Raw genomic sequence first — 19,700 nt, forward strand, 5'->3', positions numbered from 1 at the left:
GATAAGCCTTTCAAAGAGGGTTAGCCGAGCAGGGAACGGCCGATGATCTCCTTCATGATCTCGGTCGTCCCGCCGTAGATGGTCTGGATGCGGCCGTCGGTGAACGCCCTGGCGACCCGGTACTCGCTCATATAGCCGTAGCCGCCGTGCAGTTGGAGACAGCGGTCGGCGACGCGCTTCTGCAGCTCGGTGGCCCACCACTTGGCCATCGAGGCGTGCACGGCGTCGAGTTCCCCGTTCGAGTGATCGACGATGCAGCGGTCGAGGAACGTACGGGTGACGGCGCACTCGGTGGCCATCTCGGCGATCTCGAACCGGATGTGCTGCTTGGTGGCGAGCGGGCGCCCGAACGCCTCGCGCTCCTTGACGTACGTCGTGGTGATCTCCAGCAGATGCTCGGCGGCGGCGATCGCGGCGACCGCGATGCTGAGGCGTTCCTGCGCGAGGTTGGTCATCAGATGGATGAAGGCGCCGTCGAGCTCACCGAGCAGGTTCTCCTTCGGCACGCGTACGTCGGTGAAGAACAGCTCGGCCGTGTCCTGGGACTTCTGGCCGATCTTGTCGAGGTTGCGGCCGCGCTCGAAGCCGTCCGCGCCGCGCTCGACGACGAGCAGCGACAGGCCGTGGGCGCCGCCCTCGGGCGTGGTCTTGGCGACGACGATCACCAGGTCGGCGAGGATGCCGTTGGAGATGAACGTCTTGGAGCCGTTGAGCAGCCAGTGGTCGCCCTTGTCCTCGGCGGCGGTGCGGATGCCCTGGAGGTCGGAGCCCGCGCCCGGCTCGGTCATGGCGATCGCGGTGATCAGCGAGCCGTCGCAGAACCCGGGCAGCCAGCGCCGCTTCTGCTCCTCGGTGGCCAGAGAGGTCAGATACGGCCCGATGATGTCGTTGTGCAGCCCGATCGCGAGCCCGGCGGCACCGGCCCGGGTGAACTCCTCGGCCAGCACGGCGCTGTAGCGGAAGTCCGCGTTCCCGCCGCCTCCGTACTCCTCGTCCACCGCGAGCCCGAGCAGCCCCTGCCGACCGGCCGCGAGCCACGCCTCACGCGAGACGATGCCGTCCTTCTCCCACTGCTCGTAGTGCGGCAGCACCTCCTTGGCCAGGAAGGTACGTACGGTCTCGCGGAAGGCGTCGTGCTCGGCCGTGAAGATCTGCCGCTTCACCTGTCGGTCTCCTCTGTGGTGTGGGGGTACAGGGCCGATACGTCCCAGTCGTGGGCGACCTCGGCGGTGTCGGCGCCCGGCAGCGCGGGCGGGCGGCGCAGGGAGCCCGGGGTGCGCGAGAAGCGGGGCGCGGGCGCGGGCTGGGTGATGCCGCCGTGCTCGGCGAAGGTCCCGCGCGCGGCGAGATGCGGATGTGCGGGCGCCTCCCGCATCGAGAGCACGGGCGCCACGCACGCGTCCGAGCCCTCGAACACGGCCGTCCACTCCGCGCGCGTACGGGTCCGGAACCGCTCGGCGACAGCCGTCCGCAGCTCCTCCCAGCGGGCGAAGTCCTTACGGGCCGGTGCGACGGCCTCGATACCGAGAAGCCGTACGAACTCGTCGTAGAACTGCTGCTCAAGGGCGCCGACCGCCATGTACTGGCCGTCGGATGTCTCGTAGGTGCCGTAGAAGGGGCAGCCGCCGTCGAGCAGGTTGGCGGCGCGCCGGTCCTGCCAGCCGCCGGCCGCCAGCATGCCGTGGATCATGGTGGCGAGATGGGCGGCGCCGTCGACGATCGCGGCGTCCACGACCTGGCCCTCGCCATGGGCGCGCGCGTGCTGGAGCGCGGCGAGGACGCCGACGACGAGATAGAGCGAGCCGCCCGCGTAGTCGCCGACCAGGTTGGCGGGGACGGTCGGGCCCTCGTCCGCCTTGCCGATCATGCCGAGGGTGCCGGTGACAGCGATGTACCCGATGTCGTGCCCGGCGCGCGGGGCGAGCGGGCCGTCCTGGCCCCAGCCGGTCATCCGCCCGTACACCAGCTTCGGGTTCCTGGCCAGGCACTCCTCGGGCCCGACCCCCAGGCGCTCGGCGACGCCGGGGCGGTAGCCCTCGACGAGGATGTCGGCCCGCTCGACCAGGTCGAGGACGCGGCGGGGGCCGTCCTCGGCCTTGAGGTCGATCAGTACGGACCGTTTGTTGCGGTTCGTGAGGTCGTACGCGGGGTCGATGGCAAGCCCCGGGCCGCCGGGGCGGTCGACGCGGACCACGTCGGCGCCGAGGTCGGCCAGGAGCATCGCGGCGAACGGGCCGGGCCCGATTCCGGCCAGTTCGACCACCCGCACACCTGCGAGCGGCCCGTTCCCTGTCGTCGCCATCAAGCCCCCAGCGCTGTGACACAACTGATGTAACATCAATGATGCTAAGAACGCGTTCCAGTTCGCACAAGCCCCTGCGCGAGCAAGCGCTTGGTTTTTATGCGGGGCTTTACGCGGGTTCTCACGCAAGGCCACATGCCGCGTGCGGGCCGCCGCCTCACATCTCCTGCCTCCTTGATCACCCGCGACGCGCCTTCTCACGCTAGGGTCTGCCACCGACAACGGCGCGGAGTGGAGGGTTCACCTTGGAGCGGTCGCAGGAGCGGACGGCGGCGGAGCGTGCGGCCGAGCGGACAGCGCGTCCGTACGACGTCGTGCTGTTCGGGGCGACGGGGTTCGTCGGCACCCTCACCGCGGAGTATCTGGCCGCGCACGCGCCGCACGGCTGCCGCTGGGCGCTGGCCGGGCGCTCGCTGCCCAAGCTGGAGCGGCTGCGCGAGCGGCTCGCCGCGATCGACCCGGCCTGCGCCACGCTCCCCCTGCTTACCGCCGACTCGGCCGACCCGGACTCGCTGCGCGACCTCGCCGAGTCCGCCCGCGTGGTGGCGACGACGGTGGGCCCCTACGTCTGGTACGGCGAGGGCCTGGTCGCCGCGTGCGCCGAGGCCGGGACCGACTACCTCGATCTGACCGGCGAGCCGGAGTTCGTGGACACGATGTACGTACGCCATGACGCGCGCGCCCGCGAGACCGGCGCCCGCCTGGTGCACGCGTGCGGCTTCGACTCGGTGCCGTGCGACCTCGGGGTGTACTACACGGTCCAGCAGCTGCCGAAGGACGTGCCGCTGCGCGTCGACGGCTTCCTGCGCACCTCCGCGACCTTCTCCGGCGGCACGCTCGCGTCGGCGCTCAACGCGATGGGGCGCGGCGCGCAGCAGCTGCGGGCGGCCCGGGAGCGGCGGCTGCACGAGCCGCGCCTGGTCGGCCGCCGCGCCCGCGCCCCGCTCGGCGCCCCGCACTTCAGCCGCGAGACGGGCGCCTGGGCGCTGCCGCTGCCGGTCCTCGACCCGACGGTGGTAGCCCGCTCGGCGGCCGCGAACCCCGCGTACGGCCCCGACTTCCGCTACCGCCACTTCGCGGCCGTCCGCCGTCTGCCGCTGGCGCTCGGCGCGGTCGTCGGCGCGGGCACGGCGTTCGGCGCGGCTCAACTCCCCGCCGTACGGCGGTGGCTGATGAACCGTTACGAGGCGGGCAGCGGCCCCGACAAGGAGAAGCGCGACCGCAGCTGGTTCTCGCTGCGGTTCGTGGGCGAGGGCGGCGGGCGCCGGGTGTTCACCGAGGTCGCGGGCGGCGACCCGGGGTACGACGAGACGGCCAAGATCCTCGCCGAGGGCGCTCTGTGCCTCGCCTTCGACGAACTGCCCTCGAAGGGCGGCCAGTTGACGACGGTCGCGGCGATGGGCGACCCGCTCCTCGAACGGCTCCAGGCGGCGGGCATCCGCTTCCGGGTGGCCCACACGCGCTGACGGCTACCCCGCCGTGAGCGCGGTGCGCAGCGCCTCGCGGCAGAGGGAGTCCGCGCGCCGGGTCGACTCGGGCAGCCGGTAGTGCGGGGTGAGCCGCAGGACGTGGGCGCAGGCGTTGTCCAGGCCGACCCGGTGGCCGACCGAGACGAACACCGGCTTGACGTCGGCCCGGGTGCGCAGCGCCCGCCCGACCTCCTCGCCCCGCCCGACCTCCTCGCCCCGCTCGGCCACCAGCGGCGAACTGTCCCCGCGCCGGGCGCCCGGCTGCTCGTACGTGAAGGTGAACGGGTTCTTGGCGACGCCGATCACCGGGAGCCCGGTGAGGACGCCGAGGTGGGCGGCGAGGCCGAAGCGGCGGGGGTGGGCGAGCCCGTACCCGTCGCAGACCACCAGACCGGGACCGGCACTCAGCGCCTCCAGGGCCGCCAGGACCGTGGGGATCTCCCGGAAGGCGAGCAGCCCGGGCACGTACGGGAAGGCCACCCGGCCGACGGCGGTGGACTCCTCGACGACCTCCAGGGTGGCCGCGTCCAGGACCACCGCGGCCGCCGCGACGACGTCCCGCTCGTCGTCGTACGCCACGTCGACGCCCGTGACCAGACCGGTGCCGGGCGGCGGCCCGGGCTCGTCGAGCACGACACGGCCGCGCAGTTCGTCCTGCACGGCCAGGGCCTGCGACTCGTCCGTGGGCCAGCCCTCGGGGATCTCTGTGAGCGTCACCATGCCCTCACCCTAAATGCGGCCCGGAGTAGCCTGGCGATCATGTTCATACTCGACCTGACGTACACCGCCCCCCTCACCCGCGTCGACGAACTCCTCGGCGAGCACGTCGCCTGGCTGAACGAGCAGTACGCGGCCGGTGTCTTCATCGCCTCCGGCCGCAAGGAGCCCCGCGAGGGCGGGGTCATCCTCGCCGTCGGGGACGACCGCGCGGCGATCGAGCGGATCACGGCGGCCGACCCCTTCAGCGTCAACGGCGTGTGCGCGTACCGGATCACCGAGTTCTACGCGACCAAGACCGCACCGGAACTCGCCGCGTTCCAGCAGGAGTTGCCCTCCAAGTAGCCCGGTCTCAGCGGGCGAGGCGCGCCACCCGGCCCTTCTCGCCCGCTGCCCAGCAGCCGCCGTCGGGGGTGCAGTCCACGGTGTCGTACGAGCCGGTGTCGACGGTCCGCCAGGTGCGGCCGCCGTCCGTGGTCAGGTCGGTGCCGGTGGGGCCGACCGCGAGCGCGGCCGAGCGGCTGTGCGGCAGCCAGGCGACGCCCGAGCGGTAGGCGGCGACCGGGGCCGCCGCCTGGCGCCAGTCCCGTCCGCCGTCGCCGGTGACGGCGGCCGCGCTGGGCGAGGGCTGTCCGGCCCGGTAGTCGCCGCCGACCGCGATCCCGTGCGTACGGTCGCGGAAGGCGAGCCCGAAGACCCCGCGCGCCGGGTCGCCCGCCGGGATCGTCGACTCGGCCGCCGTCCAGGTCAGGCCCCGGTCGGCGGAGTGCAGCACGCGCGCGGTGGCGCCGCCGCCGGTCGCCAGCCACGCGTCGCGCGGCCCGGAGCTCACCAGGCACTGGCCGCTCGCCGCGAAGGCCGCCTCGCCGGGCTGCGCGGCCGGCATCCCGGCGCTCGGCAGCACCTTCCAGGAGCGGCCGCCGTCGGCGGTGGACAGGATGCGGTACTTGCCGTCGACCGGGTCGCCGACCGCCAGGCCGTGGCGGTGGTCGAAGAAGGTCAGGCAGTCGTAGAACGCCTTGGGGTCGGTGTTGCGGAACGACTCGGTCCAGGTGGCGCCGCCGTCCTCGGTCCGGTACACACGGGACGCCTCGCCGTCGCCGATGGCGAGCACCACGGCCCGCCGGGCGTCGAAGGCCCGTACGTCCCGGAACTCCAGCGCCGCCGCGCCCGGCGGCGAGACGTTCCGCCAGCTGCGGCCGCCGTCCACGGTCCGCAGCACCGTCCCCTTGGATCCCGCCACCCAGGCGGTGGTGCGGCTGACCGCCGAGAGCCCGCGGAAGCGGGCGTCGGTTCCGGTCCCGGTGAGCTGCCACTTCGGTGCGGAGCGGGCGTCACCAGTGGCGTCGTCGTGGCCGTGCGCGTGGGCGGGCGCGGTCAGCGCGGCCACCAGGGCCACCCCGCCCAGCCCCACCGACAGCAATCGTCTCGTCTTCCCCATGGGCCTCATGGCGCTGGAAGCTAGCCCGGACGGCGAGGCGGCGTCCAGAGGGCGAAATTCGACCGTATCGCCATCAATCCGGAGCGCGTTAAGCACCCCGTAAAGCCGGGCGGTGACGCACCGGCAAGTGACGCGTACGTAGCGATCAGGTGACACAGGTCACCCTTCGTCGGTGTGCACGGAACGGTGTTTTCTGCCGTCTTCGTGAACAGCAGGAAGAGAAGTACCCGGTCGTGAGGTTAGGGGAGCAGGGCGTTGTCCACTGTCATCGAGCAAGCCGTCGAGGCCCGCCTCATCGCGTCCGACCCCCGGGTGCAGATCGTCCCCGCGACGCTCGGCTACGACCGCGAGGACCCGTTCGCCGTACGGATGGTCTTCCCCGCCCCCGCCACCCTCGAAGGGGTCGAGGTCTCCTGGGCCTTCGCCCGCGAGCTCCTTGAAACGGGCCTGGAGACGTCGGCCGGGATGGGTGACGTGCGGGTGCGGCCGTACGGCTTCGACCGTACGGTCCTGGAGTTCCACGCGGCGGAGGGCACCGCGATGGTGCACATCCGTACGTCCGAGATTCGCCGCTTCCTCAAGCGCACCCAGCTGCTGGTGCCGGTGGGCCAGGAGCACCATTACCTGGACCTGGACGAAGACCTCACCGAGCTGCTGCGCGACGCCTGTTGACGCGTATCGGCGCCTCCCATCAGCCCCTCTGATAAAAGATTTGCGGCCGCCCCCAGCCTGTCGTAAGTTCGTCATGGCCCTGTTGTCGTCGATCGGAGTAGGACGTTGCTCGTCTGAGGCTTCTGAGACACCGTTTCGCGCACCCTTCCGTGTAGCGCGCGCGGTGTGACCATGCCTCCGAGCCGTCCCGCCACGACCAGGGCCTTCTTCATGCCCTGACCGGTGTCTCAGTTCCCCGTTGCACTGCCTCATTCACTCTTCCCCGCAACCGGGAGACATTTTGTCTACGTACTCCGCGTCCTCGACGCACATCGGCTGTGCCGACCTCTCCTTCACCTGGCCCGACGGCACCACCCTGTTCGACGGCTTCCACCTGGCGGTCGGCCCGGGCCGCACCGGCCTGATCGGTCTCAACGGCTCGGGAAAGTCCACGCTGTTGCGCCTGTTGTCCGGTGAGCTCACGCCCACCGACGGCCGGATCTCCACGGCGGGCGAGATCGGCTATCTGCCGCAGAACCTGACCCTGGCCACCGGGCTGCGGGTCGACCAGGCGCTCGGCATCGACCGGGTCCGGGCCGCGCTGCACGCCATCGAGTCCGGCGACGTACGCGACGAGCACTTCGCGGTCGTCGGCGACGACTGGGACGTCGAGGAGCGGGCCCGGGCCGCGCTCGGCCAGCTCGGCCTCGACGGGGTCGGGCTCGACCGGACGATCGGTGAACTCTCCGGCGGTGAGTCGGTGTTGCTGCGCCTGGCCGCGCTGCTGCTGCGCCGCCCGGACGTCCTGCTGCTCGACGAGCCGACCAACAACCTGGACCTGAGCGCCCGCCGACGGCTGTACGACGCCGTCGAGGCGTGGCCCAAGGTGATGGTCGTGGTCAGCCACGACCGTGAACTGCTGGAACGCGTCGACCAGATCGCCGATCTGCACGACGGCGAGGTCGCCTGGTACGGCGGCAACTTCTCGGCGTACGAGGAGGCGCTGGCCGTCGAGCAGGAGGCGGCCGAGCGTACGGTCCGGGTCGCCGAGGCCGACGTACAGCGCCAGAAGCGCGAACTCGCCGACGCGAACGTCAAGTTGGCGCGGCGCAAGCGCTTCGGACAGAAGAGCTACGAGAACAAGAGGGTGCCGAAGATCGTCGCCAACGGCCGCAAGAGCGACGCCCAGGTGTCGGCGGGCAAGCACCGCATCCTGCAGACCGAACGCCTCGCCCAGGCCCGGGACCGGCTGAACGAGGCGGCGGAGGCGGTGCGGGACGACGAGGAGATCCGCGTGGAGCTCCCGTACACGAAGGTCCACCCGGGCCGGACCGTCCTGACTCTGAGGGACCTCCAACTCCCCTACTCCGGGCGGGTGCTGCGCGATCTGGACATCCACGGTCCGGAGCGGATAGCGCTGGTCGGCCGCAACGGGGCGGGCAAGACCACGCTGCTGCGCGCGCTCGCCGGGCAGCTGGAACCGGCGGCGGGCGAGGCGGTGGCGCATGTGCCCCTGCGGTTCCTGCCGCAGCGGCTCGACGTCCTGGACGACGAGTTGAGCGTGGCGCAGAACGTGGCGCGGTTCGCCCCCGGAGCCACCGAGAACGCGATCCGGGCGCGGCTTGCCCGCTTCCTGTTCAAGGGAGCCCGGGCCGACCGCCCGGCCGGAACGCTCTCGGGCGGCGAACGCTTCCGGGCCTCGCTCGCCGCGCTGCTCCTCGCGGAGCCCGCGCCGCAGTTGCTGATGCTGGACGAGCCGACGAACAACCTGGACATGGCGAGCGTACGCCGCCTCACCGACGCCCTGTCCGCGTTCGAGGGCGCGTTGATCGTGGCGAGCCACGACATCCCGTTCCTGGAGTCGATCGGCGTCACGCGCTGGCTCTACCTGGACGACGACCTCACGGACACGACGGCGGAGGAGGTGCGCGAACGGGGCTGATCCAGTGCTGCTCGACCTCCGCGCAGGTCGATTCGAAGCCTGCGCGGAGGTCAAGCGGTAGGTGACATTCCACCTCACGAGACTCTTCTGACCTGCAAACACTACGAAGAGTAGCCAGCCGGAAATAGGGCGGGACTTGGCTAGGGCTTACCCCGCGCTTAACCTACGGTCTCGTAACCTACGTAGGCGTAGGTAACGCCCGTCCCCTTTTCCGTCCCCCTGGAGCTCCCTCGTGACGATCACCTCTCCCCACCTCGGCAGTTCGGCAGCGTGGACCGATGCCCGACTGCTGTACGCGCTGGAGGAGGTCGTCGAGAAGGAGCTCAACCGGCATCTCAAGGTCGCCAAGGACTGGATGCCGCACGAGTACGTGCCGTTCTCGGACGCGCGGAACTTCCCGGGGCTCTTCGAGGACGGCGAGGCGTGGGAGCCGCAGCAGTCCAAGGTCACGGACATAGGCAAGATCGCGCTCGTGGTGAACCTGCTGACCGAGGACAACCTCCCCAGCTACCACCACGAGATCGCCAGCCTCTTCGGCCGTGACGGCGCCTGGGGCACCTGGGTGCACCGCTGGACCGCCGAGGAGGGCCGGCACGGCATCGTGATGCGCGACTACCTGCTGGCCTCGCGCGCCGTCGACCCGGACAAGCTGGAGCAGTTCCGGATGGCGCACATGTCGGAGGGCTTCGAGTCCGACAACCGGCACTCGATGCTGCACTCGGTCGCGTACGTCGCCTTCCAGGAGCTCGCGACCCGCATCTCGCACCGCAACACCGGCCACCAGTCGGGCGATCCGGTCTGCGACCGCATGCTGGCGCGGATCGCGACCGACGAGAACCTGCACATGGTCTTCTACCGCAATCTGCTCGGCGCCGCGTTCGAGCTCGCGCCGGACCTGACCATGCAGGCCGTACGCGATGTCGTCGTCGGCTTCCGGATGCCCGGCCACGGCATGCCCGGCTTCGAGCGCGCGGCCGCCCAGATGGCCATAGGCGAGATCTACAACCTGCGCATCCACCACGACGACGTGCTCCAGCCCGTCCTGCGCTTCCTGAAGGTCCTGGAGATCGACGGGCTCGGCCCCGAGGGTCTGAAGGCGCAGGAAGAGCTCGGCATGTACATGGGCGGCCTGGACTCCGAGGCGAGCAAGTTCGACGCGAAGCTGGCCGCGCGCAAGGCCCGTATGGAGGCGCGCGGCCGCGCGTAACCCCGCAGGCGGGACAGCCGGCGGGCGCCTCCTAGCGGGCGTCCTCCCGGATCAGTTCCGCCGCCTTCTCCGCCAGCGCCACCGTCGGCGCGTGCGTATGGCCGCGGGTGATGCGCGGCATGACGGAGGCGTCGACGACGCGCAGGCCCTCGACTCCCCGGACCCTCAGCCGGGGATCGGTGACCGAGCCGTCGTCGGCGCCCATCCGGCAGGTCCCCACCGGGTGGTACAGCGACTCGGCCGAGCCGCGGACCGCCGCCGCGAGCTGTTCGTCGTCGACCCGGCCCGGGTAGGGCGCCAGCGGTCCGGATGTGTACGGGGCGAGGGCCGCGGCACCGAGCAGTTCCTCCGCCCTGCGCACCCCCGCGATCAGCCGGCGCAGATCGTCGTCGGCCGTGAGGTATCCGGGGTCGATCCGGGGCGGGGTGGTCACGGCCGTACCGCCGAGTTCGATGCTGCCCTCGCTCGCGGGCTGGAGCAGGACCACTCCGATGGTGATGCCGTGCTCGGTCGGCGGGGTGAGTCCGTGGTCCACGAACGGCGCCGGGGCGAAGACCAGCTCGATGTCGGGCGCGGCCAGTTCGGGCCGGGTGCGCACGAACGCGACCGCCTCCCCCAGATTCGAGGTGAGCGGTCCCCGGCCGCGCAGCAGGAAGCGTCCGATGTTGGGCAGCGTGTCGGCGCCGGTGAGCGTGACGGGCTCGGGGCAGCGCATGGTCACCGCGTACGAGAGGTGGTCCTGGAGGTGGCGGCCGACGTCCGGGGACGCGACGCGCACCTCGACACCGGCCGCGCGCAGCCGCTCCGGATCGCCGATGCCGGAGAGCATCAGGAGCTGGGGCGAGCCGATGGCGCCCGCGCTGAGGATGACCTCGCGTCGGGCGGCGAGCACGTCCGGCACCCGGTCGGCCACGACTCCGGTGACCCGATTGCCGTCGAACTCCAGCCTGCGGACACGTGCTTCGGTGAATATGTCGAGGTTGGGGCGGCGGGATGCGGGTTTCAGATATCCGTCGGCGGCGCTCCAGCGGCGCCCCTTGCGCTGGTTGACGGGTGTACGGGCGTAGCCGGAGTGGTCGGGGGCGTTCAGCTCGGGCAGCTCCGTGAGGCCGGCGTCCCGGCAGGCGGCGAGGAAGGCCGCGGTGACGGGGTTGGGGTCGCGGGGCGGCGCGATGTACAGCGGGCCGTCCGTGCCGTACACCGAGTCCGCGCGAGCGGGCCCCGTCCAGCGCTCGGCGCGGCGGAAGTACGGGACGAGCCGGTCGTGCGTCCACTCGGGCCCGGCCGCCGCGCCCCATGCGTCGTAGTCGTCGCGGTGGCCGCGGATCCACATCATCGCGTTGATGGACGACGAGCCGCCGAGGGTGTGCCCGCGCGGCCAGTACAGCTCGCGCCCGCCCAGCGCCTCCTGCTTCGCCGTGCTGAAGTCCCAGTCGTACGGCGTCTTGAAGAGCTTCGGGAACGCGGCGGGGATTCTGATCTCGGCCTTGCGGTCGCGCGGCCCTGACTCGATGAGCGCGACCCGGACCGAGGGGTCCTCGGAGAGCCGCGCGGCGAGCACGCATCCGGCCGAGCCGGCTCCTACGACGATGTAGTCGTAGTACGTGGTCCGTCGCTCGCCGCGTCGGTGGGTGCCGGTACCGTCCGCTGTCCTCAACACGCCCTCCGGGCCTCGGTCTTGAGTGCTCGTCCGAGCTCGTTCCGATCGCGATCCAGCATGGCGTGCGGGTGGTGCGGGGTGCCAGAGCGCCGACCGGGCCTGGGCGTCGAGGTGGCCGGGATGATCGGCATGGTCGGGTGCCCGGGGCGTCGTTCCGTGGCCGGGCATGCCGAATGCGGACGCGCGGCCCGCCCCCGAAACGGGCGCGCGCGTCCGCCGGCGGAACCCGGCCAACTCCTGAGACGGCCGGGCTCGTGGCTCGGACTCTCAGCGCCGGTTGCGCCGCAGTTGCAGTCTCTCCTGCTCGGAGAGGCCGCCCCAGACGCCGAATCGCTCGTCGTTCGCCAGCGCGTACTCCAGGCACGCCTGCCGGCCCTCGCAGCTCCCGCAGAGCAGCTTGGCCTCCCGCGTCGAGCTGCCGGGGGCGGGGAAGAAGAACTCGGGCCCCGCCTGGGCGCACAATGCGGTCTCCTGCCAGGCGAGTTCCGGCCCGGCGTTGATGGTGTTGATCGACATACCTACAGCCTGGCGCGGCGGGATCAACGTCCGGTCAATGATCGTTGAACGTCGGATTCGGTCGACGTCAAGCGATCACTCGGCGCGGCCCTGTGTTTGGCCGATTACTACTGGTCGAACCGCCTCATGCCGCATTCGGCGCCTCGCTCTCGATGAGCTGGCGGCGCCCAGACCCTTGTCGCGCCCGGGCTGCCAGGTCGAGAACGCGGCACCGACCGGGTCCGTCACGGCTTGCCCCCTCCCACCGCTTCCAGCCGGGTTCCGGGGCGCTTCCGGCCGCATTGGCCGTTGCCCGGAGCGACCAGATGGGGCGGCCGTAGTGTGGAGCCCTTAGTCGATCACGACCCGGGCAGGGGAGCGGACATGACCGAGGCCACCACGGTGCGCACACCGACCGGCGCGCAGGCGGTGCAGCGCGCCCTGGAGGTGCTGCACGCCTTCCACGACAACGGCCCGGACCTGAGCGCGTCCGATCTCTCCCGACGGCTCGGCTTACCCGTCTCCACCGCGCATCGACTGGCCCGTACGCTCGTGGGCGCGGGTTTCCTGGAGCAGGACGCACGCACCTCGCGCTACCGTCTCGGCCCCGCGATGACGGAGCTCGGCCGCCTCGCCTACCACCAGCGCGGCCTGCATCTGGCCGCGCCGGAACTGGCCGACCTGGCCGCGCGAACCGGCACCGCCGCGGATCTCGCCCTGCGCAGCGGCCCGTACGCGGTGATCGTCGCGGGCGGCCCGGTCACGCCGATGTCCGCCCTGCGCCACCCTCTGCGTACGACGGCCCCCGGCAAGGTGCTCCTGGCCTGGCCACGCCCAGACGAACAGGCGCCACTCGACGAGGAGTTGACGTCCATACACACCCACGGCTACGCACGCGACGCACCCCCCGGCATCCGCGCACTGGCCGTCCCGATCCTGGACCGAACCGGCCACGCCCGCTTCGCCCTCACCCTACGAGCCGCCCCCACCCTCCTCACCGACGAACGCCTCCCCTGGTTCCTCACCCACACCCGAGCCTGCGCCCAGGCCCTGGAAATCCTGCTGCTCCCACCGACGGAACGCCGCCTGCCGACGCCGTAGCCCCCGCCGTCCCACGCTCCCGAAGATCCCCAGGTCATCGACCTGGGGATCCTCCACTTCTCGACTGCCTCCAACAGTCGCCGTAGCCGACGGCGAGTCGTGCTCCCTCTTCGATGTCGTCGTAGCGCACGCGGACATCCTGGATGCCGAGGCCACGCATCAAGTCGTGGAGTGCCACGACGTAAATCCGTCCCCTCCTGCGCAGCCGGCAGGGGAAGTCACCGCGCCTTGCCTGTTTGTACGCCGTGCCCAGACTCACGTTCAGCGCCTTTGCTGCGACCCTCATCCCGACTTCCGCAGGAAGACCGAAGACGGCGGAGAAGGGTACGGACTCGTCCCGATGCCGTTTCATACGTCCTCTCCGATCTCGAACAGGCTCCGCTGGTCGTGTCCGGTGCCGCACCGGTCCCCGCTCCGCTTCTGGGTCAGGCCGGCCCTCCTCAGCCGACGCACCTCTCGGACGTGCTGCAGCAGTCCGAGGCGCTGAGCCAACGCTCCGATCCGCTCTCCGTGTGCCCGTTGGGCGAGCGCCATCGACATCGGCCCGACTCGCACCACCTGGCCGTCGATGAAGAGCGGGGCAGCCATGTGGGGAACTGGCACACAGATCCCGTTCTCGATCTCCGCCTGCGGCACTTCGTTCGGCGCCCGACGGCCTGTTTCGCAGCCGGCCGCATAAGCCGCGTCGACCAGATGGGCCTCGATCTGGTCGGGGTTCGCCGCTCGCACCGTCGCCATACCCTGGATCGCGCCGGCCAGCACCTCCGAACAGACGTCATCGGACTCGGCGCCGGTTCGGCCGACGACCGTCCGCACCACTCCCTTCAAGCGTGGGGTGAGGAGCCACAGGGCGATGAGGGTCCACGGTCCTTCCAGGCCTTGTTCCGCCTCGTGGTGCAGGTGCTCGGCGATGGCCTGCCACTGCTCAGCCCGCTTGGCACTTCGCCGTTCCTCGTACCTCATCGCGGCCCACAACGCGCTGAGCGGTAGGCAGGACTCGGCCGATGCCTCGGCACAACTCCCGGTGTGGAGGCAGAGACGCTCGGCTGGAGCGCACGTCTCCACCCAGTGCGCCAGGCACGCGAAGACATTGGTGTACGGCAGGAGGGGCATCACGGTTCCCTCTCCTCGGCGTCGGCCGGCGCCGAACCGTGCGAGTCCCCTGGTGCGGGAGCGGATCCGTTGGAAGACGGTGGCTGTGTCGACCACCAGGCCCCTTGCGGGCTGTCGGCGTTCGGCCAGAGTTCCGAGGGCTGCGGCGTGCGGGGCTCTTCGGGTTCGGGTCGAAGGCCGTCCCCCGTCGGCCCTCTCTCGGCGTCGCCCTTGAGGGCATCGTCATCCTCGTCGACGAGGGTGCCTCGCAGGTGTTCGGCCGCCTGCGGTCGTCCGGAAGCCTCCATCATGCGGGCGAGCCGATGGACGAACGAGGCCCGTTCCTCCGATCCGCGGGCGATGCCCATCGTCTCCAACAGGGCGGAGACGGGCTCATACCGAACCTGCGGCCGGCTGTCCGGCGGCGGGGCGTTCTGGTCCTGGTGGGCTGCGGCCGCATCGGCGTCCCGGGCGTGGTCGATGCCATTCGGCCATGCGGCGCCGGCCGGCGAGGCCTGACCACCGATGAGATGACGGTAGGAATCCGGGATCTTCTCGTCGTTCGCGGCAGCCGACAGACAGGACAGTGGACCTATCAGATCCGTCGCACGATCGATCTCGTCCTCGTGGCGGGACAGCCACCACACGACGGCGCTGCCCGGCGACCGCAGCACGTCCTCACCGAAGTACTCCCGGCGGCTGCGCTCGTACTCCCGCTGCTGCTCCCAGGAACCGACGTTCCTCCTGTGCTCCTCCACCTCTTCCAGGTGGCGCCGGTCCCCCTGGCGCAAGTGGAGGCGTACATCGGTGGCGTAGGCCGTCACGGTGCCCGACTCGTCCTGAACGGGCTGTCCGAGCGGTCCCTCCAGCCAGTGGCGCAGGAAGTCGGCTCGACTGGGGTGCTCGGCCGCGGTGTACTGCTCGACGCGCCGCAGGACGGAAGTCACTGCCAGGGCCCCCGGGTTGCCGTGCGATGTGGTGAGCGGGTCCGTTCGGGTCCGCCATCGGACCGTGGCGGTGAAGAGGAACGGATACTCGTCCAAGCCGCTGATGACCGGCACATCGATGACCGGTATCGCCAGGTACGGCGGCTCGATGGGGAACTCCGGCGTGTCCGGGGCCTCTTCCCGACCAGCGGTGGCTCTCCCCCGGCCGTTCCGGGCGTACATATCGAGTAGCAGCGAGCCGGCCACGACCGCCACGAGGGGGAACCATATCCAGTTGGGCCAGCCGAGCAGCGCCGTGACGGCGAGCATTCCGGCGATGAAGCCGAGGGGCAGCAGACGTGGTACGCGCCGGGACGTCATATCCCTTCTCCTCTCTCTTGTGCACCGGCCGCGGAGTGAGTGGAGCCCATCCCGAGCAGCACGTCGATCTCGCGGCAGAACAGTTCACCGACGCGCTGCCGTGCTGCGGGCGGTATGGGCACCGTGCCGGGGGCATCCGACAGCGCGAGCACGGTCCATTCGCAGACGGCTATGTAGAGACGGTTCAGTGCGCCGTAGTCCCCTGCGGCTGCGACGATCAGCGAGCCGACGACGCGGCGGTCGAGGGGCCCGCGCGCCAGGGTGTCCAACCAGCGGTGCAGCACCGGTGTCCACTCCATTGCCGGTCTCGCCATCAGCAGCGCCCGCCACCCCAGCGCGAACTCCTTGTACGGAGGCACGATGCGCAGAGAGGCCGGGTCGAGCAGACCGAGTAGCAGCTCGTCGGCGCCTTCCGCCAAAGGAAGGCCGGCGATCCGGTCGGCCAGCCGCCGGAACACGCGTCGGTTGGTGTGCGCGAGGTCCAGCAGCGCCGTACGGGCCGCCACACGTTCCGCCCCCGTCTGGCGGAGAACGAGGTGCCGGAGACGGACCGCGGCCTGCTCGGGGTGAGTCGCCGCGATCACCTGCCGGCACACATCCGTCAGAACCGGCGCCAGGCCCGGAGAGATCCGGCCTGTCGCCCAGTCGTAGACACGTGACCGGAAGTACGAGCCGAACCGCTCATGGCTTAGGCCGAGTTCGAGCGCCGCCGCCGCCTCGGCCCGGAAGCGTCCGCCTTGTTGCCGGGTCCAGGCCTCGACGAGGGTGCACACATGGTCCGGGCATCCAGTCGCCATGGCCTGCTCCGCGAATCTCGCGATCAGGTCCATACGGCTCTTGGCCCTGAGTTCGGGCATTTCGTTGCACCGGGCCACCCAGTCCCGGAAGGCAGGCCTCAGGTCTGGAAAGTTGGTCCAGAAATGCCTTCTCACGGCGCTGTCGTAAGCGAGCCGCCGAAACACGATCCGTCCGTCGTCACCACGCTCGATGCCGAGTCGCGTGAGCTGTTCACCGAGGTCGGCCCGAGCGAGTCCGACCGGGTCGTCGCTCTCGTGCCCCAGTACGTCGAGCAACAGCTGCGCGCCTCTCAGGGCCGCCTCCGCCGGGGCGTCGCTGACCATCGCCGCTGCCACCAGCAGTGCACGCTCGTGCGCCCCGCGGTGTTCCCGAAGTTGACGCGCCACCTCTTCCGACCAGTTGGTTGCGGCAGCCACGGCTTCGGCACGCCACGTCCGAAAGCTTGTGCCGTACCGCTTGGTATCGCGCGCCTCGGCGACCAGCTCGGCCAGCCGCGCAAGCTCCCGCATGGGGGCACTGACGAACAAATGGTGCAGTTCCTCGGTGTCCAGGTCGTCGGCGCCGAAGGGCACCTCACGGGCGCGCAGGTGCCGGCTGAAGACAGCACGACCACGAGGGCGTCCCAACGTCACGACGAGCGACGACAGATCTTCGTGGAGCATCCAGCCCAGACCGGCCGGGAGGACGACCACCATGCGGGCATCGCCCTGCTCGACGACGGACCGGTACTGGATCAGGGCGCGCTCCGCCGAGGGATAGTCGCCGTCGGTGACGCTCGACAGGTCCAGCAGATAGCGGTCGTCGGCCGAGACCTCGAAGGAGCCCTCCTCCCGGGTCGGTGGGAGTTCCTCGACGGGCCTGACGGCGGTGGGCGCATCCTCCAGCAGCATGGTCGCGGCGGCTCGCCTGCCGAGGCCTGGAGGACCGTCGAGCAGAACCACCGAGCCACGAGGTTCGAGCCGTTCGGCGGCCCGCCCGTAGTTCTGGGGCGGCACGAAGCAGCCGATGAGCCGACGGCGCTGCTCGCGGACGAGCGTCAGACGGGTGGTGCCCGCTCTGAAGAGGTGCTCGTTGGCACCCACCATCCAGGTGGCGAAGTTGAACTGGTGGCCGCTGCCGGTGTGAACGCCCGCCCGTGGGGCGGAGACTGTCGTACGGTGACCTGTCACCGCTCACCGTCCGAGGGGCGCGGGCCTCCCCGCTCCTGGTTCACGGTGCCGTGGTTGTCCCCGACGTACCCGATCTGCATTCCGTCGCCGGAGATCCGCGGCGAGAGATGCTGCTCGCCTGCTTGGTAGAGGTGACCGCTGCCCGTGTGGACGGGGCCCTGCGGTTCGCTCACGAACGTGCCCGTGAAGTCGCCGTTCACGTTTCCGATGCCACCGCGCTGGCTGCGGTTGACCGCCTTCTGCGGCGCGACCTTGCGGGATGCGTCCTTCCCCGTCTGCCTGCCCTCGCGGGAGGACTGCTCGTGCCCGTCGGACGCTGCCACGCCACCCAGTTCGGGAACGATGCGCCCGAGATCCTCGGCCAGGCGCGACAGATCGGACTCCGCGTTTCGATGGTTGAGCCTGCGGTACTGGCAGTCGACCAACTCCCCCAGCTCTGCGGGCAGTTCCTCGCGCTTGAGCCTCGTGGCCTTGCCCACGAGTACGGGGATGACGACAGCACCGGTGTCGAACGCCTCAAGGATCTCCCGGCGGATCCAGTCCTCCGGATCCGCGAGAGCGGGGCCTCCGTCAGCGGAGCGGGCCGCGAGCCAGCGGGGACCTATGACTGCGAGCAGTACGCTGCACCGCCGTACGGCGGTGAGGATCTCCTGCGGGAACTTGCTTCCCGGACTGATCGACTTGCTGGCGCGGAAGACCTTATCGTCGCCGAACCTCCGGGACAGCTCTCTTTCCACGAGAGTGGCGGTGAACTCCTCGTCTCCACTGCGGTAGTTCACGAAGATCACAGGCATGGTGCAGTCTCCTCTGGAGATGGGCAGCACGAGCCGCCGAAGGATGACGTGGGTGTGCAGCCCGAGGCAGCACGCCGTTCACGTGTAAACGGGCACGGCGGAGCGGACGGCCGTACGCGACACGTAAGGGGATAGCTCGGTCAGTGGTCGGCCATGGCGTGCGCCAGGCCTGGGCGCAGCTCACGAACTGCGGGGTGGGAGCGGAATCGCCGCAGTTCGCGGTCGAGTTGGCCTACGTCTGTCCGGATCGTCGCCGACGGCGCGAGGTCGGTGAACATCAGCAGCTCCCGCGCCACTTCGCAGGCGTGCTCGATCTCGCCCGAGGCGGAGTGCGCCAAGGCCCGGCGAAGGCCGTAGCGGACGCGGGTGCGCACCGCGTGAGGGGAGATGCGCAGGCACTCGCGGTCCAGGATCTCGGCGGCCTCCCGGTGCCGGCCCAGGTCGTGCAGGCACCAGCCGGTCACCATCGAGACGAGGTCGGGGACCTGGGTGGGGCCCAGGACAGGACCGTTGTCCCTGGCGTCGTCCTTGGCCAGGAGGGTGCGCGCACGGTCCAGTTCGTTCAGGCAGGCGCTCTCGTCGCCGGCCAGCGCGTGCCCCTGCGCGGCTCGTTGGGTCGCCAGCCCGCGGATCCGGGGCGGCACACCGTCGCGCTGAGCCTGCTCGACCAACTCGACCGTCTCTTGGGCATCGTTGTTGTACAGGGCAATGAGGGCACGACGGACCAGGGCGTAGTCCGCCAGATCCGTGTCGCCACCGGCCCGGGCCAGTTCCACCGCCTGTGCTGTCCAGTCCAGGGCCTCGGCGACACGCCCCGCCTCCTGAGCCATCCACCCGGCGTACTCGGCGAAGCGAGCGGCGATGACCAGCAATTCGGACCGGGCGCTGCCCGAGGATTGGGTGGCCATGCGGGTGATGGTGGAGACCTGTGTACCGAGCGGCGCCAGAAGCGCGGCGGGTGCGCTGGCCTGGCCCAACATCCGCATCTGCTGCAGCTGATCGTGGAACAGGGCGGCCGTCGGCAGTGCCGGGTAGCCCGTCCAAGGTCCCCCGCCCCGGCCTCCCATGGCGGCGGCCACCAGGGAACCGGCGCCCGTGGCGAGCACTTCCCTGCGCCCCTGGGCTCGGCGGGCATCGGTGGGCTTCGGTGTATCCAGCATGTGCGCGAGACGCCCACCCGTCTTGAACAAGGCGTCACAACGACGTGCCAGGACCTGAGTCGGTCTCTTGTTTCCTCGCTCCACCTTGCAGAGGTGTCCTTTGCTATAGCTCACCTCCTTGGAAACTTCATCCAGCGTCATGTTCGCGGCTTCTCGCAGCCGACGCAGCTCCGCGCCGAAGCCTAAAGGAACCTTCATCGGCACCTCCTTAAGCAAGTCACACATGACCGTTGCATCCCCTGACGAATCAGGAGCCGAGAGAAAGTGTGGCACGCAATACTGGCTCCACGTAGGGCTGATCAGAAGTTTCCTGTTTCCTCTTCTTTTCACCAGCACAGGACACTCACTTAGCAAAGTGACGTCCTGCCGACCTTCGGTGGCGGCCAGAGCTCGCG

Annotated in this window: 17 protein-coding genes; 6 read left to right on the plus strand and 11 right to left on the minus strand. The window is 70.5% G+C overall.

Features of this window, described 5'->3' with window-relative positions; genetic code table 11:
* Window positions 1-20 precede the first annotated feature (20 nt).
* Together ACT1U9_RS02800 and ACT1U9_RS02805 are read right to left on the minus strand one after the other, a co-directional pair.
* The gene (locus ACT1U9_RS02800; RefSeq protein WP_444536757.1) at window positions 21-1,163 is read right to left on the minus strand and encodes an acyl-CoA dehydrogenase family protein; all 1,143 of its coding nucleotides are present in this window, start codon (window positions 1,161-1,163) and stop codon (window positions 21-23) included.
* Complete coding sequence (locus tag ACT1U9_RS02805; RefSeq protein ID WP_444536758.1) at window positions 1,160-2,338, minus strand: CaiB/BaiF CoA transferase family protein; 1,179 nt, start codon at window positions 2,336-2,338, stop codon at window positions 1,160-1,162. The genes ACT1U9_RS02800 and ACT1U9_RS02805 overlap by 4 nt, the downstream gene beginning before the upstream one ends.
* A gap of 209 nt (window positions 2,339-2,547) precedes the next feature.
* On the opposite strand from ACT1U9_RS02805, the gene ACT1U9_RS02810 reads away from it, so the two are divergent.
* Window positions 2,548-3,768, plus strand: a complete 1,221-nt coding sequence (locus ACT1U9_RS02810; protein ID WP_444536759.1) for a saccharopine dehydrogenase family protein — start codon at window positions 2,548-2,550, stop codon at window positions 3,766-3,768.
* Between the two features lie 3 nt (window positions 3,769-3,771).
* Here the strand turns inward: ACT1U9_RS02810 and ACT1U9_RS02815 are convergent, their stop codons facing one another.
* Window positions 3,772-4,488 carry an endonuclease V gene (locus tag ACT1U9_RS02815; protein ID WP_444538990.1) on the minus strand — a complete coding sequence of 239 codons (717 nt, stop codon included), beginning with the start codon at window positions 4,486-4,488 and terminating at the stop codon, window positions 3,772-3,774.
* A 42-nt stretch (window positions 4,489-4,530) separates the two neighbouring features.
* Here ACT1U9_RS02815 and ACT1U9_RS02820 point away from each other — a divergent pair, with 42 nt between their 5' ends.
* A complete protein-coding gene (locus ACT1U9_RS02820) occupies window positions 4,531-4,833 on the plus strand; it encodes a YciI family protein (protein ID WP_444536760.1) in 303 nt (100 codons plus the stop codon).
* A gap of 7 nt (window positions 4,834-4,840) precedes the next feature.
* Here ACT1U9_RS02820 and ACT1U9_RS02825 read toward each other — a convergent pair whose 3' ends face one another.
* Window positions 4,841-5,938: a WD40/YVTN/BNR-like repeat-containing protein gene (locus ACT1U9_RS02825; RefSeq protein ID WP_444536761.1), complete on the minus strand. Its 1,098-nt coding sequence runs from the start codon at window positions 5,936-5,938 to the stop codon at window positions 4,841-4,843.
* Between the two features lie 246 nt (window positions 5,939-6,184).
* Between ACT1U9_RS02825 and ACT1U9_RS02830 the strand changes: the two genes are divergently transcribed.
* The 3 genes from ACT1U9_RS02830 to ACT1U9_RS02840 all read left to right on the plus strand — a co-directional run bounded on the left by ACT1U9_RS02830 (window position 6,185) and on the right by ACT1U9_RS02840 (window position 9,729).
* Window positions 6,185-6,601, plus strand: a complete 417-nt coding sequence (locus ACT1U9_RS02830) for an SsgA family sporulation/cell division regulator (protein WP_444536762.1) — start codon at window positions 6,185-6,187, stop codon at window positions 6,599-6,601.
* Window positions 6,602-6,911: 310 nt separating this feature from the next.
* Window positions 6,912-8,522 (plus strand): ABC-F family ATP-binding cassette domain-containing protein, encoded by a 1,611-nt coding sequence (locus ACT1U9_RS02835; RefSeq protein WP_444538991.1) that lies wholly within the window; start codon window positions 6,912-6,914, stop codon window positions 8,520-8,522.
* A 232-nt stretch (window positions 8,523-8,754) separates the two neighbouring features.
* The gene (locus ACT1U9_RS02840; RefSeq protein WP_444536763.1) at window positions 8,755-9,729 is read left to right on the plus strand and encodes an acyl-ACP desaturase; all 975 of its coding nucleotides are present in this window, start codon (window positions 8,755-8,757) and stop codon (window positions 9,727-9,729) included.
* A gap of 31 nt (window positions 9,730-9,760) precedes the next feature.
* Here ACT1U9_RS02840 and ACT1U9_RS02845 read toward each other — a convergent pair whose 3' ends face one another.
* Window positions 9,761-11,386 (minus strand): GMC family oxidoreductase, encoded by a 1,626-nt coding sequence (locus ACT1U9_RS02845; protein WP_444536764.1) that lies wholly within the window; start codon window positions 11,384-11,386, stop codon window positions 9,761-9,763.
* Window positions 11,387-11,656: 270 nt separating this feature from the next.
* Complete coding sequence (locus ACT1U9_RS02850; RefSeq protein WP_188278593.1) at window positions 11,657-11,905, minus strand: WhiB family transcriptional regulator; 249 nt, start codon at window positions 11,903-11,905, stop codon at window positions 11,657-11,659.
* Between the two features lie 363 nt (window positions 11,906-12,268).
* On the opposite strand from ACT1U9_RS02850, the gene ACT1U9_RS02855 reads away from it, so the two are divergent.
* Window positions 12,269-12,985, plus strand: coding sequence for an IclR family transcriptional regulator (locus ACT1U9_RS02855; RefSeq protein ID WP_444536765.1), 717 nt, complete (start codon window positions 12,269-12,271; stop codon window positions 12,983-12,985).
* 348 nt (window positions 12,986-13,333) lie between these two features.
* Here ACT1U9_RS02855 and ACT1U9_RS02860 read toward each other — a convergent pair whose 3' ends face one another.
* The 5 genes from ACT1U9_RS02860 to ACT1U9_RS02880 all read right to left on the minus strand — a co-directional run bounded on the left by ACT1U9_RS02860 (window position 13,334) and on the right by ACT1U9_RS02880 (window position 19,503).
* Window positions 13,334-14,098, minus strand: a complete 765-nt coding sequence (locus ACT1U9_RS02860; RefSeq protein ID WP_444536766.1) for a hypothetical protein — start codon at window positions 14,096-14,098, stop codon at window positions 13,334-13,336.
* Window positions 14,098-15,384 carry a hypothetical protein gene (locus tag ACT1U9_RS02865; RefSeq protein WP_444536767.1) on the minus strand — a complete coding sequence of 429 codons (1,287 nt, stop codon included), beginning with the start codon at window positions 15,382-15,384 and terminating at the stop codon, window positions 14,098-14,100. Before ACT1U9_RS02865 ends, ACT1U9_RS02860 begins: the two co-directional genes overlap by 1 nt.
* Window positions 15,381-17,267, minus strand: a complete 1,887-nt coding sequence (locus tag ACT1U9_RS02870; protein WP_444536768.1) for a hypothetical protein — start codon at window positions 17,265-17,267, stop codon at window positions 15,381-15,383. Before ACT1U9_RS02870 ends, ACT1U9_RS02865 begins: the two co-directional genes overlap by 4 nt.
* Before the next feature lie 80 nt (window positions 17,268-17,347).
* Window positions 17,348-18,145: a toll/interleukin-1 receptor domain-containing protein gene (locus ACT1U9_RS02875; protein ID WP_444536769.1), complete on the minus strand. Its 798-nt coding sequence runs from the start codon at window positions 18,143-18,145 to the stop codon at window positions 17,348-17,350.
* Window positions 18,146-18,285: 140 nt separating this feature from the next.
* Complete coding sequence (locus ACT1U9_RS02880) at window positions 18,286-19,503, minus strand: helix-turn-helix domain-containing protein (protein ID WP_444536770.1); 1,218 nt, start codon at window positions 19,501-19,503, stop codon at window positions 18,286-18,288.
* Between the last annotated feature and the right edge of the window lie 197 nt (window positions 19,504-19,700).

The organism is Streptomyces sp. BR1 (assembly GCF_052373795.1).
Taxonomy (GTDB): domain Bacteria; phylum Actinomycetota; class Actinomycetes; order Streptomycetales; family Streptomycetaceae; genus Streptomyces.

Bases quoted from the DNA above. Each gene is read 5' to 3' on its own strand.
- ACT1U9_RS02805 (WP_444536758.1), bottom strand. From the start codon at position 2,338: ATGTTACATCAGTTGTGTCACAGCGCTGGGGGCTTGATGGCGACGACA.
- ACT1U9_RS02820 (WP_444536760.1), top strand. From the start codon at position 4,531: ATGTTCATACTCGACCTGACGTACACCGCCCCCCTCACCCGCGTCGAC.
- ACT1U9_RS02825 (WP_444536761.1), bottom strand. From the start codon at position 5,938: ATGAGGCCCATGGGGAAGACGAGACGATTGCTGTCGGTGGGGCTGGGC.
- ACT1U9_RS02850 (WP_188278593.1), bottom strand. From the start codon at position 11,905: ATGTCGATCAACACCATCAACGCCGGGCCGGAACTCGCCTGGCAGGAG.
- ACT1U9_RS02855 (WP_444536765.1), top strand. From the start codon at position 12,269: ATGACCGAGGCCACCACGGTGCGCACACCGACCGGCGCGCAGGCGGTG.
- ACT1U9_RS02860 (WP_444536766.1), bottom strand. From the start codon at position 14,098: ATGCCCCTCCTGCCGTACACCAATGTCTTCGCGTGCCTGGCGCACTGG.
- ACT1U9_RS02865 (WP_444536767.1), bottom strand. From the start codon at position 15,384: ATGACGTCCCGGCGCGTACCACGTCTGCTGCCCCTCGGCTTCATCGCC.
- ACT1U9_RS02870 (WP_444536768.1), bottom strand. From the start codon at position 17,267: ATGGTGGGTGCCAACGAGCACCTCTTCAGAGCGGGCACCACCCGTCTG.
- ACT1U9_RS02875 (WP_444536769.1), bottom strand. From the start codon at position 18,145: ATGCCTGTGATCTTCGTGAACTACCGCAGTGGAGACGAGGAGTTCACC.
- ACT1U9_RS02880 (WP_444536770.1), bottom strand. From the start codon at position 19,503: ATGAAGGTTCCTTTAGGCTTCGGCGCGGAGCTGCGTCGGCTGCGAGAA.